Below are 13,455 nucleotides of genomic sequence, written 5' to 3' on the forward strand. Positions count from 1 at the left end.
CGCCTATCGCCCACGCGACTGCAACTCGTGCATCAGTGACTTGGAGCGCAAGCCGGTGCGCCGAAGCGCAGCTTCCACCCTCACCTCCACTTCCACGGAGGGCAAGACCTCCTCCGCCCAGCGGGGCTTAAGCTCTTTCCACGCTTGGGGGTGATGCCGCCGCAGAGCCGCTCCCAGACCGAAAATATCCGCTTGCAGCTCCCGGGACCGCTGGAGCGCGCGCTCTACCTCCGCTTTGATGGCCGCGGCTTGATCCGCCTCCAGTTCCCGCATCACCTCCAGTTTACCGGGATCCAGAGGACCATCCGTCTCTATCACATTCCCCTCTTCCCTTATCTCCAACACGAACTTGGGGCTGGGGGCACTAAGAACCGGACGGATACGGGTCCGGGAGCGCAGGATATCAACGGTCACTCTACCACCTTCTCGCACTGGAAACTCTAGAGCCCCCTTCTGCACTTTTCCCTTGGCCCACAAAAGTCCCCGGCTCTCCCTCTCATCCAAAAAGCCCACCAGGCGACCCCGCCGGAAGACAGCCGTTCCCCCAGCTTTTATTTCCAAAGCCGGCTCGGGTGCCGGGTTTACGGGCTCCCGGGGATTCAACTTCTGGGTGGGGTTGCGCTCCGCCCGCAGCACCGGGCAGTAGGCTTCCTGCCCTTCTCCTAGCAGCATCTGAGTAAACTCGCCAAAAGTCACGGCGGGGAAAAGAGCGCTTCTTACTTGCTCCCGCGTGAGCGCCTCTATCCGCATAGCCGGGCAACTTTCCTGAGGATTGGGTACATCTAAAAGCTCCAGCATATCCCCCCGGACCACGAAGATGGGGTTTATCTTGCGAATCTCCACGCTGCGCTCAAAGAAATCCAGCACCTCCCCTACCCCCTGCCGTGCCACCTCTTCACTCAATAAAATCACCCGGTTTTGAGCGAAATAAGGACGCTTGGGGATCTTCAGGCATAACTCGCGCATCGCTTCGTACACGGTTTTACCGCTAGCCTGATAATTGCGAAAGCACTTAGAAGGGATGCTAGCGCCGGGGGTCATACCCCCCTGCGCCCCTCCCGCCAGAGCTCGGGGATTAAAAACTTGAGCCACCAAACGCACCTCTCCGGAAGGAGAGCGATCCACCGCCACCGCCGTGATAAAAGCCAGATCTTCCAGTTCGTGCATATCCCAGCAGCCGACCAGAAAAAAGCAGCCGCTTAGCAGCAAAAGCAGTCGGATTCGCATTATTCCCGCCTCCCATGCCTCTCCGCCGGGCGCTGGCTCCGGCCCCAGGGTGAGATCCGGAACCAATTGCGCTTAGAAGTCCCCGGGCGCACGTCCATAGCCCAGAAAGGCGCGCGGACCAGGACATCCCGGAGCTCGTAGAATTTAAGCGGAGCCAAGGGAGATAAGTAGGGAAGACCGAAAGAGCGCAGCCCTGCCAGGTGAATAAGGATAGCCAGAAGACCCACCGTTACCCCAAAAAGCCCCAAGACTGCCGCCAGGAAGAGCAAAGGAAAGCGCAGAAGGCGCATGGGCACCCCCGCCTCGTAGGAGGGAACAGTAAAAGAGGCGATGCCGGTAGCGGCCACCACGATCACCATCAAGGGAGAAACCAGCCCCGCTCTCACCGCTGCCTCGCCAATAATCAACGCTCCCACGATGCTCACCGCCTGGCCCACCTGCCGCGGCAGCCTTATGCCGGCCTCGCGCAAGAGCTCAAAGGCCACTTCCATCATGAAGGCCTCTAGGAAAGCGGGAAGCGGCACTCCCTCTCTGGCGGCCGCTAGGGAAAAAAGCAGGCGCGCCGGAATCATATCGGGATGGTAATTGGAGATGGCCACGTAAAGCGGCGAGCCCACCACGGAAAATATAAAGGCCAGATACCTTAGCCAGCGGATAGCCGTGGAGACGCCGGTTATGTGGTAATAATCCTCCGGGGTCTGCAAAAACATAGGCAGAGAAGCTGGGATGATGAGGGCGAAGGGAGTGGTATCCACCAAGATGGCCACCCTCCCCTCGGTCAGGGCTCCGCACACCCGGTCAGGGCGCTCAGTGCATACCGCCTGTGGGAAAAAAGTGTAAGGGTTATCCACAATCATCTCTTCCACGTAACGAAATCCGTAAACGGCATCCATATCGATGTGGGCGATCCGCTTCTTCACCTCTGCCACCAGAGCCGGGTTAGCCAGGCCCTTGATGTAACTCACGATCACTGCCGACTGGGTGAGACGTCCCACCACCACCTTCTCCATGACCAGATTAGGGGTTCTGAGGCGCCGGCGAATAAGCATGACATTCTCTTCCACGTCCTCGACGAACCCATCTCTAGGACCGCGCACGGTGGATTCGGTCACCGGCTCCTCGATGGCCCGGCGCTCATAGCCCCGCACGTCCAGCCCCAGAGCCCGGCTTTCTCCTTCCACAAAGAGAATAGCGCACCCCTCGGCCAAACAGGAGAATACGTCCCAGAAATTTTGCAGCTCGCAGATCTCGGCCACGGTGAGGACGTGTTCGCGCAACAGGTTCAGGTCTATCTTCCGGCTTTCCGGAACCCGAAACATAAGATTTTCTAGTATCTGGCGATTGAGCTGCGCGCGCTCAACCATGTTAGCCAGGAAGATAAGAAGCGCTCGCTTATTCCCGCTACCCAGGTAAAAGAGGCGCTCCTCGAAGTCCTCGTTGCCTTCCATGATTCTCTTTACTAGCGTTAAATTTTCCTCCAGAGAAGAGGAGATCCTGGCTTGGTAGAGCTCCGAAGGCTCCCACACCTTGCCGCCCGCCTCCTTTTCCTCACGGGAGGGAGGAGGGGGCGGCGAACCCGACCGCCGCTTACGTTTAGACTGCACCAGGAGATCTTCTAGTTTTTTTCCCATCCGCGTACCCAGAAGCATTCACCTCCTGCAAACCCCGGGCAACCGCTACCAATAAGAGCAGGCCAGTGAGAAAAAAGTTGGGAAAATCAATGGAGAGAGGGAACACCTCCGCGGAGAAAGCCACCAAATCGCTGACATTGCTCCAAGATTGCAGCGAAAGAGCCACCAGCAGCGCTCCGGTAGGAAAAATCAACGGGCGGTAAGTTTTAAGGCCCAGCCACTGGCTCAGGGCCAGAAGCCCGGCGTAAAAGAAAGTGGCCAGTTTAAAGAGCATGGCCGCCACCCAGATGGTCATGAAAAGGGCGTCTTGCCGTTCCAGAACGGGTAGGGAAGCGAAATGAATGCGACGGTAGAGGGTGAAGGCGGGAAAAAGTAATCGCCCCACCACATCGGCACCCATCGTACCAATGGAGCCTATCACCACGACCAACATGCAGCCAAAAAGGACCAGCACGGCAAATAAGCTGGTCCGCACCAAGCGCTGTCGGTCACTAACAAAAGGAGCCAGCATGAGAATCACCGCCACTTCCCCCATCCAGGCTCCCGGAGTCATCGCCCCCACCAGAGGCGGCCCCCATCCATTGGAAAGAAAGGGAAGGAAATTGTCCCAACGAATATCCTTAGCGATCAAAAGCAAAAGAAAAAAGAAGGCTGGGAGGAAAAGAGCCAGAACTATCTGGTTTACCCGACATACCACCTCCAGTCCCTGGTAGATGGCGTAACAAGCGAGGAGGGTAATAACGGAAATAAAAACTATGATTGGTGTTTCTTGCATGTAAGCGGTGGTCATGAGCTCCCCGAACTGGCGCTGAACGTAATAGGCCACGTAAAAGAAGTAGTAAACGTAAACTAAGCCGACGAGCTTGCCCCAAAAGGGCCCCAACACGCGAGGAGCGTACTGAATCACCGTTTGAGAGGGAAAACGCAGGGCCAGCGAAGCAGCCATCCACGCCACCAGCAGGCCGAAGAGCAGGGCTAAAAGGAGGGCCAGCCAGCCATCGCTGTGGGCCTTTTGCGCTACAATGCCGGGCACGAAGAGAATAGCTGTGGCCAGAACGATGCTAATCTGGAAGCCAGCCGCTTGCAAGGCAGAAATCCTGCCCTCTTCGCGCAACACCAGTCCCACTCCCCTCCCGCTTAGTATGAGCCGGAGAAAGGCGTGGAATGCGTCTTCAAGGTACCCAACGCGGCGAGCGAATACTAAAGCTAGGTGCCGGAGGGCAAGCACTTAGCAGCAAAAGTGAGACCAAGGACGGCGCCCGCAGAGAAAGCCCATCTTGCGGCCGTTGAACCGAGGGCGTATTATAAAGCTATGGGAAATAAACTCATAGCTGCCATTTGCCAGTTGCGCGTAAGCGCCGACAAAAAAGCCAATCTCTCCCGCGCCGCCGAGTTGATCCGGCACGCTCGGGATGAGGGGGCTGAATTAGTGGTTTTACCGGAAATGTTTGTCTGCCCTTACGCCAAGCAGTTTTTCCTCCTGTGCGCCGAGAGTCCCCCGCAGGGTGAAGCTTTCTCCTGGCTGAGCGCCACCGCTCGCGAGCACAAGCTTTACCTGGTCGGGGGGAGCCTGCCCGAGAGGGAAGGAGAGGTTTTGTACAACACCGCTTTCGTCTTCGATCCCCAGGGCGAATTGGTGGCCCGCTACCGCAAAAGGCGTCTCTTCGATGTCGATCTCCCCCACCTGCGTTACCGGGAATCGGAGATCTTCCGCCCGGGTCAGGAGCCCGGGCTTTTCCCCACCCCTTGGGGTAAGGTCGGGGTAGCCATCTGCTTCGACTTGCGCTTTCCCGCTCTCTTCCAGGAGTTGGCGCAGCGGGGAGCCAAGATCGTCGCCGTGCCCGCCGCCTACAACCTAATCACTGGCCCCGCTCACTGGGAGCTCCTGGTGCGCGCCCGGGCTCTGGACCAGCAGTTTTACCTCTTGGGGGCCGCCCCCGCTCGCGACTACTCGGCGCCCTACGTGACCTTCGGACATTCCCTCATTGTAGATCCCTGGGCGAAAGTGCTGGCGCGAGCCGGAGCGGAAGAAAGGGTTCTGACCGCCACCCTCGACCTAGACTATCTGGAGCGTGTCCGCCTGGAGCTCCCCCTGTCTGCCCCTTAGAGTTTCTTTTCGCGCAGATACCTCTCGGCACTCATGGCCGCTATAGCGCCATCAGCCACGGCGGTAACAATCTGGCGCAAGCTTTTCTGGCGCACATCCCCGGCGGCGAAAAGACCAGGCGTCCGGGTGGCCATCCGCTCGTCGGTGGCTATATAGCCGTGCCGGTCGAGGTCCACAAGATCCCGCACCAGCTGCGAAGCTGGCTTCACCCCCACGTAGATAAAAACCCCTTTGACGGGAAGAAAGCGGTGCTGTCCGGTGGTCACTTCTTCCAGCTCCACTCCGGTTACCTCCTGGACGCCTTTTATCTCTTTGACCTCACTGTTTAAAATTTTCTCAATTTTGGGGTTGTCTTCTACTTGCTCCTGCAGGATAGGAGTGGCGCGGAAACGGTCACGGTGGTGAATAAGATAGACCTTCTGCACAAAACGAGTGAGATAGATAGCCTCTTGTAGGGCCGAGTCGCCTCCTCCCACCACCGCCACCTCCTGGTCGCGGAAGAAGAAGCCATCGCAAATAGCGCAGTAAGACACTCCCTTGCCCCTCAAGCGGTCTTCCCCAGGCACCCCCAGCGGGCTAGGTCCGCTCCCGGTGGCCCAGATGAGAGCCCGGGCCATCATCTCCCCCCCGCGCATCCGCAGTTCAAAGCCTTTTTCCTGCAGCTGGACTCCGGCCACGTCAGCGTTTTTTATCGGCACCCCCAGGCGCTTCACTTGCTCCGCCATGCGCAAAGAGAGCTCTCCCCCGGTTATGGGCTCGGGGAAACCCGGATAATTCTCGATAAGATCGACGCTGGTCAGCTTTCCCCCGGCCAAAGCGCGCTCAATTATAAGCGTCTGGATCTTAGCCCGGGCAGCGTAGATTCCCGCGGTGAGCCCCGCCGGCCCACCGCCCACGATCACCAGATCGTAAGCCGTCATCAGCAGTTCTCCCTCCTTAAAGCCCGCGCCGCCGCCAGGATGCCCAGTAGAGCGTGTTCCTTGGTCAATCCCCCTTGGAGATAAACCGCGTAGGGCTCCCGCAACGGGGCGTCCGCCGTGAGTTCCAGCGAAGCTCCCTGCACAAAGGTTCCAGCCGCCATTACTACCTCTGCCTCGTAACCCGGCAAAGGAGCTCCTACCGGCTCCACATGAGCGTCCACCGGCGAAGCAGCCTGAATTGCCTGACAAAAGCGTAGGACCTGCTCCCGGGAACCCAGGGCTATGCCCTGCACGATATCGCTGCGAGGCTCATCGTATCCGGGCAACACCTGATAACCAAGGCGCTGGAAGAGCCGGGCAGCAAATACCGCGCCCTTGAGAGCCTGAGCGGTAGCGTGAGGAGCCAGGAAAAACCCTTGGCTCATAAGGCGTAGATAGCCGAAAGTGGGTCCTACTTCCCGTCCCAGCCCCGGGGCGGTAAGGCGGTGAGCCACCAATTCCACCAACTCTCGCCTCCCCGCCACGTAGCCCCCACTGGGCACCAGACCTCCGCCCGGATTCTTAATAAGCGAGCCGGCGCACAGGTCCGCCCCCACCGCCGGCGGCTCACTAGTCTCCACGAACTCGCCGTAGCAATTATCCACCACCACCAAAGCAGCGGGGTGCAGCCTTTTGATGAGCTTGACCAAACGAGCCAGAACCTTCAACGTGAGACCCCGCCGCCAGGCGTAGCCTCCGGAGCGTTGCAATAGCACTACCCGGGGGCGCTGAGCGCGTAAAATCGCTTCCACGCTGTCCCAGTCCGGCACACCGCCTGGACAGGCGTCAACTCCATTATACCTTACCCCCCAATCTAAAAGCGAGCCCTTGCCTTCACCCTCGATTACTTCTCGCAGGGTATCATAGGGGCTGCCCTGGAGGAAAAGCAGGAGGTCGCCCGGACGGAGAAGAGCGAAGAGGCATATCGCTACCGCCTGGGTTCCAGAGACGATTTGGGGCCGCACCAGAGCAGCCTCAGCCCCGAACACCGAGGCGTAGGCAGCTTCTAGCGCTTCTCGCCCGGCGTCGCCGTAACCGTAACCCGTGGAACCGCTTAAATGGTAGGAGCTCAGGCGCACCGAGCGGAAAGAGTTCAACACCCTTTCCTGGTTGGTCAGAGCCAGAAGGTCGATGCGGCGCCACAGCGCCGCCACCTCCGCCTCGACCTCCCGCACCAAAGCGGTGAGGTGCTCATTGTTGCTCAAAGCCGTTACCACTCCGTTGGGATTTGCCTTCCGAAACGCGCTCCAGAGAAGAGGGAGCAAAGGTGCTCACCGGACGTACCGGACTAATGGTAGAAATAGCGTGCTTATATATCATCATCTGACGCCCTTCGCTCTCAAGAATAACGGTGAAACTATCGAAGCCTCGCACCACTCCCTTTAGCTGAAAACCGTTAACCAGAAAAAGGGTGACGGAGACCCCTTCCTTACGCACCTGATTGAGAAAAGCATCCTGCAAATTGATCTGGGTCTTGCTCATAGACATTACAGCCCTCCGAATCTTTTTCTTTAGGATCTTCGTTCAAGAGGCAAAATAATCCTGCACCTGGCGCACGATTTCCTCAGCCAGGTCTTCCACCCCGGCGTGCCGGGTCACGTCCAACCAGCGGATACGCGGATCGCGCCGGAACCAGGTGAGTTGCCGCTTGGCGAAACGGCGGGTGTTGCGTTTAAGCAGGTAAAGGGCCTGCTCCCAACTCACCTCCCCCCGGAGGTAAGCAGCGATTTCCTTGTAACCTAACCCCTGCATAGAAGTGGCCTGGGGGGAAATGCCCCGCTCCAACAGCCGCCGCACCTCCTCCACCAACCCCGCAGCTATCATGGCGTCCACTCGCTGCTCGATGCGCCGGTAGAGCTCCGTCCGCGGCAGATGGAGACCGAACATCAAAACCCGGTAGGGAGGAGGCGCCTGACGCTGGAGCTCTGAAGGGGGCTTACCGGTCTGGTAATATATTTCCAGAGCGCGAACCAGGCGTTTGCGGTCGTGGGGATGTATCTTAGCCGCCGCCTGGGGATCGATAGCCCGGAGTTGCTCATAAAAGTGAGCCGTTCCCAGTCGCCTCGCCTCTTCCAGCAAGCGCTGGCGAAGTTCGCGGTTGGCTTCCACGGCCAGGGTGTAACCATCGATCACCGCCCGCAGGTAAAGAGCAGTGCCCCCCACCAGCAAGGGCCAGTGACCCCGTTGGTGAATAGCGGGGATGAGCTCCTGGACCATCGCCTGGAAAGCGCCGACGCTGAAGTGCTGGTCGGGCTCCACCACGTCGATAAGGTGATGGGGTACGCCCCGCCGCTCTTCGAGCGAAGGCTTGGCCGTGCCAATATCCATCCCCCGGTAAACCATCATGGAATCGGCGGAAATGATTTCCCCCTTTAGCCGCAAAGCCACCTCGATGGCCACCGCCGTTTTGCCGGTGGCGGTGGGCCCGGTAATAACCACCAGGGGCCAACGCTCATTCTTCACCGCTTTCTAATCACCCCGTAGGCCACCCGGGAGTGCTTCCCTCCCATTATTTCCTGAAAACCCAGGCGGGCAAACTCCGAGCTCCCTCTCCTCTCTTTGAGCACCACCCGGCGGCGAGCCACCCGGAGGGCCTGAGCCACCGCCTCCGGGCGCAAAGGCTCGCTAACCCCGAAAAGGCGCAAGGGCACCATCCCCACCGAGGCAGCTACCGGCCGACGGAAAAAGGGATCGAAGTAAACGACCTCGAAACTGTCGTCCGGGAGCTGCGAGAGGTAGTCGAGATGATCGGCGATCACCACTTCGATTCGCGCCGCCGCTCCTGCCAGAAGCGAATCGCTGGCCGCCAACTCCCGCAACCCATCCCGCACCAGCCAGGCGATTACCGCTGACCTTTCCACTCCTACCACCCTACCGGAGGGTCCGGCCCCGAAGCTCAGCAGCAAGGCTTCCGCTCCCAGGCCCAGAGTGGCGTCCAGCACCCGGTCACCCGGAGCCAATGCTGTGGCTTGCAGCAGAGCCTCCCTCTGCCCTCGTAGCCAGCGGTGCAAGCGAAGAAGAGCGGTGCCAGGGTGAAAAAATAACTCTCCTCCCTCTCCCACTATCACCGGGGCTCCCTGGCCGATAACCAGAACGGCCTCCGCCCCGCTACGCTCCCTTACCAGCGAGAGAGGGCCCCGCCGAGGCACGTACGGTGCCTCTAACCGCCGCGCCCAACAGAGCGCTTTTTCTTCCTGCTCCGGAGTGGGACGGCGAGAAGTGGTAACCACCAAACGCACTTTAACTCCTCCCCAGTCGCTGGTTGAGTTCCCGATAGGGGAAACAAATGAAGGTGGGCCGCCCGTGCGGGCAGACGGTAGGCTCCTGACAGGACAGCAACTGATCCAGGAGTTCCTGGGCCACCGGGGGGGATAAGCGATCCCCAGCCCGCACCGCTCCGTGACAAGCCATAAGCGCTAGCAACTCCCGCTCCCGATGTGGTGGAAGTAGTTTATCCCAGGCAGCGATAAGGTCTTCCAACAGGAGGCGGGCTGCCGCCAGCTCCATTTCCGCGGGGATGGCCCGCAGCAAGACCGCGTCCCTGCCAAAAGGCTCCAGCTCGAAACCGAAGCGCCGGACGCAGTCGGCCAACTCTTCTGCCTCGCGCCCCTTGAGTGGCACCAACACTGGCTCCAATAGCATCTGGCCGGGGACTCCCTGGCCCTCCGCCGCGCGAGCGTACTTTTCGAAAAGCACCCGCTCATGGGCAGCGTGTTGATCCACCACGTAAAGCCCATCCGGTCCCTGAGCTAGAAGATAAACCGGGGGGAGAAAGGCCAGATAAGTGAGGGCCGATACCGCCACCAGGGGGGAAGAAAGGAAGTAGGGAGATAGAGTCTCCGCCACTCGCTGCTCCCCGATGGCGGTTTCTTGGACAACGCTTCGCAACGAGCGCAGGGCCCGCTCCCAGGAAACGGGAGCGGCAGGAGAAGAAGGAGGCGACAACTTTGGCTTCTCCCCCCATAACGCCCGCTTCGCTGCCTCGCGGCAGAGCGAGAGCACTTCCCTTTCGTTGGCCAAGCGAACCACCGTTTTTCGAGGATGCACGTTGACGTCCACCAGCTGCGGAGGCAAGTCTAGGAAAAGCACGAACAACGGGTGTTTTCCCTCCGGCAGCAAGCGCCCAAAAGTCTCGGCCACCGCTTGAGCTATGGCGTAATGCTGCACCAGGCGGCGATTAATCACGATCACCTGATGGCGGCGGCGACCCCGGGCCAGTTGTGGCGGCCCCAGAAAACCGTTTACTCTCAGCTCTCCTCGTTCCGCCTGTAAAGGGCGAAGGGCCGCAGCAATTTCCGCCCCGTAGATGGCCGTGAGCGCCGGCAACAACCCGGTACCGGGCGTGTGGAAGACCTCGCGCTCCGCCAGCCAGAAGCGGAAAGAAACCTCGGGCCAGGCCAGAGCCAGGTGCTGGAGGAAATCGCTAACCAAGCCGCTTTCCGTGCGCCAAGAGCTTAAAAACTTACGGCGGGCCGGCACGTTAAAAAAGAGCTCGCGCACCGTCACTTGCGTGCCTGCCGGAGCTCCCACCGCTTCCAGGCGCAGCACCTCTCCCCCCGCTATTTCTATCAGGGTTCCCTCCTCCGCCGTCGGCTCCCTGGTCTTCATGATCAAGCGCGAAACAGCCGCTATACTGGGCAACGCTTCGCCCCGAAAACCGAGGGACAAAATCCTCTCCAGGTCGGCAGCCGTGGCGATTTTGCTGGTGGCATGGCGTTGAAAAGCCAGCGGCACATCCTCAGCCGCCAGGCCGTGACCGTCGTCGGTAACCGTTATCGAGTGAAAATCCTTCTCTATCTGTACCACCACCTGGCGGGCCTGAGCGTCCAGAGCGTTCTCCACTAACTCCTTGACTACGGAAATCGGACGCTCTATCACCTCCCCAGCGGCCACCAGGCTGACCGTATCTGGATCAAGCACCTTAATTTTAGCCACGGCGCCCTCCCCCTTGCTTTCGCCTCTCCTCTCGCAAACGTTCCTGCCATTCAGCCAATAGATTCAGCGCTTTAAGGGGTGTGAGTTGGTCCAGGTCGAGGCGGGAGAGCTCCGCCAGCAAAGGATGCTCCCACCCTCCGGAGAAGAGATCCAATTGGATCACGCGACGCCCCTTGCCCTCAGCAACGGGGCGATGGTTCTCCAACTCTTCCAGAATCTCGCCGGCGCGCTGCACGACCTCCGGCGGTAACCCGGCTAGAGCCGCCACGTGCAAACCATAGCTGCGATCCGCCTTGCCCGGCAACACCCGGTAAAGAAAACTTACCTTATCCCCCTCTTCACGCACCGCCACATGCAAATTAAACACCCCGGGATAGCGCTCCAAATCGGTGAGCTCGTGATAGTGAGTGGAGAAGAGAGTCTTGGGACGCAGCCGATACACCAGGAACTCCACCATGGAACGGGCCAGGCTCATACCGTCGTAGGTACTGGTGCCCCTACCTACCTCGTCCATGACCACCAGGCTCCGGGAGGTGGCTTGGGTTAATATGGTCCGACACTCTCCCATTTCCACCATAAAGGTGCTCTGCCCCCCGTAAAGGTTATCGGCAGCACCCACCCGAGTGAAAATGCGATCCACCACCCCGATTTCCGCTTCGGCAGCTGGAACGTAACTGCCCATCTGGGCCATCAGCACTATTAGCGCTACCTGCCGCATATAGGTGCTCTTGCCGCCCATATTGGGACCGGTGATGATGGCTAAGCGGCGCTCTCCACCCAATAGCGTGTCGTTTGGAACAAAGTTACCGGGACCGAGAGCACGCTCCACTACTGGATGACGGCCCTCTCTGATCCGAATAAGATCGGACGACAGAATCCGCGGGCGCACGTAACGGCCCTTGACAGCCGCTACCGCTAGCCCGGCCAAGGCATCGATCTGGCCCAGGGCGCGCGCCGCTCGCAATAGGCGGTCGAGGTGGGCCTGCACCCGCTCCCGCACCTGGCAGAAGAGCTCGTATTCCAGAGAGCAGAGGCGCTCCTCGGCTCCTAGCACCATTTCCTCGTATTGCTTAAGTTCCGGGGTCACGAACCGCTCCGCCTGAGCTAAAGTTTGGCGTCGCTGATAGTCAGGAGGAACCAGATGCAGGTTAGCCCTGGTAACTTCTAGGTAATAACCGAATACCCGGTTATAGCCCACTTTTAGCGATTTGATACCTGTGCGCTCCCGCTCTTTGGCTTCCAGCGCTGCCAGGTACTCGCGACCGTCGCGGCGCAGAGCGCGCAAACGATCCACTTCCGGATTATACCCGTCCTTGATTATTCCGCCCTCTTGGAGACCAGCCGGAGGGTCTGGTGCCACCGCTTCCTCAATAAGAACGGCCACCTCCTCCACCCCTGCCAACCGATCCCGGAGCTCCCCCAACAAGCCCGTGGCCGGCGAGAGCTTCTCCCGCACCTCTCCCGCCAGCAGCAGGGCCTCTTTAAGCAAGAGGAGGTCGCGAGCTCCGGCCAGCCCCAGGGAGAGCCGCGAGGCCAGGCGCTCCACATCTCCCATCTTCTTAAGGCGGCTCCTAAGTTCCTCTAAAATGATGGGCTGCTCCACCAGATAAGTCACCGCTTCCAGCCGCCTCTCGATGGCCTCCGGATCAAGTAGGGGCTGCTCGATCCAATCGCGCAAGCGCCGCCCGCCCATACCTGTCAGAGTATAATCCAGCACCTCCAGCAACGTGCCCTTCCTTCCGCCATCAATTAGAGAGCGGGTCAATTCTAAATTGCGCCGGGTAGCGGCGTCCAGGAGCATAAAACCAGTGGGGCGGTACCAGCTAACCCGGTGCAGGTGTTTGAGTTCCCGCTTCTGCGTCTCCGAGAGATAGGAAGCCAGCACCCCGGCTGCCAACAGAGCTGCTTCCGCCTGCTCCCCTTCCCAGTCAAGGTCTGCCAAAGCCGCCCGAGCTCGCTCCAAGTCACGGAAACAGTCCTGGGGACGAAAGGTGAGGGCCGCCGAAGGCACCGCTGAGCGCACCAATTGGTGCAGCGCTTCGTTCCCCTCCGGTAAGACCACTTCCACCGGCTGAAGCCGGTACAGCTCATCCACCAGCTGATCGGTAACTCCTGTCCCCTCCAGCGAAGTAGCGCGAAATTCCCCGGTGCCCAATTCGGCCACCGCAACGCCGTAGCCATGAGCCCGAACCGGAGCCACGGCCACGAGGTATTGATGGACACTCTTATCTGCCGTTTCACCCTCCAGGAAAGTTCCCGGAGTGATGATCCTGGTCACACCCCGCCGCACGATCCCCTTGGCCTGCGATGGGACTTCTAATTGCTCACACAGAGCTACTTTGAACCCCTGGCTCACCAAGCGAGCGATATAAACTGCTGCGCTGTGGCAAGGAACGCCGCACATAGGAACGCGCCCCAGGGACCCAGCGTCGCGGGAAGTTAATACCACCTCCAACACGGGAGCCGCCTTCACCGCGTCCTCAAAAAATAGCTCGTAAAAATCACCTAGGTGAAAGAAGAGGATGGCATCGGGATGCTGCTGTTTTATTTCCATGTACTGCCGCATCATTGGCGTGAGATTGCTCATCCTGATCCC

At 59.7% G+C, this 13,455-nt stretch carries 11 protein-coding genes; 1 reads left to right on the plus strand and 10 read right to left on the minus strand.

Annotated features, from left to right (window positions below; all coding sequences use genetic code 11):
* Nucleotides 1–3 precede the first annotated feature (3 nt).
* From ACTLLP_RS08970 to ACTLLP_RS08980, 3 genes are read right to left on the minus strand one after another with little or no spacing between them, the layout of a single operon-like run.
* Entirely contained in the window at nt 4–1,227 is a 1,224-nt protein-coding gene (locus tag ACTLLP_RS08970; protein WP_441059076.1) for a Ger(x)C family spore germination protein, read from the minus strand.
* Nucleotides 1,227–2,876, minus strand: coding sequence for a spore germination protein (locus ACTLLP_RS08975; RefSeq protein WP_441059078.1), 1,650 nt, complete (start codon nt 2,874–2,876; stop codon nt 1,227–1,229). The genes ACTLLP_RS08970 and ACTLLP_RS08975 overlap by 1 nt, the downstream gene beginning before the upstream one ends.
* Nucleotides 2,821–3,984 carry a GerAB/ArcD/ProY family transporter gene (locus ACTLLP_RS08980; RefSeq protein ID WP_441059080.1) on the minus strand — a complete coding sequence of 388 codons (1,164 nt, stop codon included), beginning with the start codon at nt 3,982–3,984 and terminating at the stop codon, nt 2,821–2,823. The genes ACTLLP_RS08975 and ACTLLP_RS08980 overlap by 56 nt, the downstream gene beginning before the upstream one ends.
* 186 nt (nt 3,985–4,170) lie before the next feature.
* Here ACTLLP_RS08980 and ACTLLP_RS08985 point away from each other — a divergent pair, with 186 nt between their 5' ends.
* Entirely contained in the window at nt 4,171–4,965 is a 795-nt protein-coding gene (locus ACTLLP_RS08985) for a carbon-nitrogen hydrolase family protein (protein WP_441059083.1), read from the plus strand.
* Here ACTLLP_RS08985 and trxB read toward each other — a convergent pair.
* Genes trxB through mutS form a run of 7 tightly spaced genes read right to left on the minus strand, consistent with a single transcriptional unit; the run spans nt 4,962 to nt 13,446 of the window.
* On the minus strand, nt 4,962–5,885 hold the full coding sequence (gene trxB / locus ACTLLP_RS08990; RefSeq protein WP_441059086.1) for a thioredoxin-disulfide reductase: 924 nt from the start codon (nt 5,883–5,885) through the stop codon (nt 4,962–4,964). The two genes, ACTLLP_RS08985 and trxB, sit on opposite strands and share 4 nt — an antisense overlap.
* A complete protein-coding gene (locus tag ACTLLP_RS08995; RefSeq protein WP_441059089.1) occupies nt 5,885–7,129 on the minus strand; it encodes a methionine gamma-lyase family protein in 1,245 nt (414 codons plus the stop codon). Before ACTLLP_RS08995 ends, trxB begins: the two co-directional genes overlap by 1 nt.
* On the minus strand, nt 7,116–7,412 hold the full coding sequence (hfq, locus tag ACTLLP_RS09000; RefSeq protein ID WP_441059092.1) for an RNA chaperone Hfq: 297 nt from the start codon (nt 7,410–7,412) through the stop codon (nt 7,116–7,118). The genes ACTLLP_RS08995 and hfq overlap by 14 nt, the downstream gene beginning before the upstream one ends.
* A gap of 36 nt (nt 7,413–7,448) precedes the next feature.
* Nucleotides 7,449–8,387: a tRNA (adenosine(37)-N6)-dimethylallyltransferase MiaA gene (gene miaA, locus ACTLLP_RS09005; protein WP_441059095.1), complete on the minus strand. Its 939-nt coding sequence runs from the start codon at nt 8,385–8,387 to the stop codon at nt 7,449–7,451.
* Nucleotides 8,384–9,163 carry a class I SAM-dependent methyltransferase gene (locus ACTLLP_RS09010; RefSeq protein WP_441059098.1) on the minus strand — a complete coding sequence of 260 codons (780 nt, stop codon included), beginning with the start codon at nt 9,161–9,163 and terminating at the stop codon, nt 8,384–8,386. The genes miaA and ACTLLP_RS09010 overlap by 4 nt, the downstream gene beginning before the upstream one ends.
* Before the next feature lies 1 nt (nt 9,164).
* Nucleotides 9,165–10,859 (minus strand): DNA mismatch repair endonuclease MutL, encoded by a 1,695-nt coding sequence (mutL, locus tag ACTLLP_RS09015; protein WP_441059101.1) that lies wholly within the window; start codon nt 10,857–10,859, stop codon nt 9,165–9,167.
* On the minus strand, nt 10,852–13,446 hold the full coding sequence (gene mutS / locus ACTLLP_RS09020; RefSeq protein ID WP_441059104.1) for a DNA mismatch repair protein MutS: 2,595 nt from the start codon (nt 13,444–13,446) through the stop codon (nt 10,852–10,854). The genes mutL and mutS overlap by 8 nt, the downstream gene beginning before the upstream one ends.
* Nucleotides 13,447–13,455: the final 9 nt, after the last annotated feature.

The sequence above is a fragment of the Desulfothermobacter acidiphilus genome (genome assembly GCF_052073645.1).
Lineage (GTDB): Bacteria > Bacillota > Desulfotomaculia > Desulfotomaculales > Ammonificaceae > Desulfothermobacter > Desulfothermobacter acidiphilus.

Coding starts and splice junctions, on each gene's coding strand:
- trxB (WP_441059086.1), bottom strand. CDS start 5,885: ATGACGGCTTACGATCTGGTGATCGTGGGCGGTGGGCCGGCGGGGCTC.
- ACTLLP_RS08970 (WP_441059076.1), bottom strand. CDS start 1,227: ATGCGAATCCGACTGCTTTTGCTGCTAAGCGGCTGCTTTTTTCTGGTC.
- ACTLLP_RS08985 (WP_441059083.1), top strand. CDS start 4,171: ATGGGAAATAAACTCATAGCTGCCATTTGCCAGTTGCGCGTAAGCGCC.
- ACTLLP_RS08975 (WP_441059078.1), bottom strand. CDS start 2,876: ATGCTTCTGGGTACGCGGATGGGAAAAAAACTAGAAGATCTCCTGGTG.
- mutS (WP_441059104.1), bottom strand. CDS start 13,446: ATGAGCAATCTCACGCCAATGATGCGGCAGTACATGGAAATAAAACAG.
- hfq (WP_441059092.1), bottom strand. CDS start 7,412: ATGTCTATGAGCAAGACCCAGATCAATTTGCAGGATGCTTTTCTCAAT.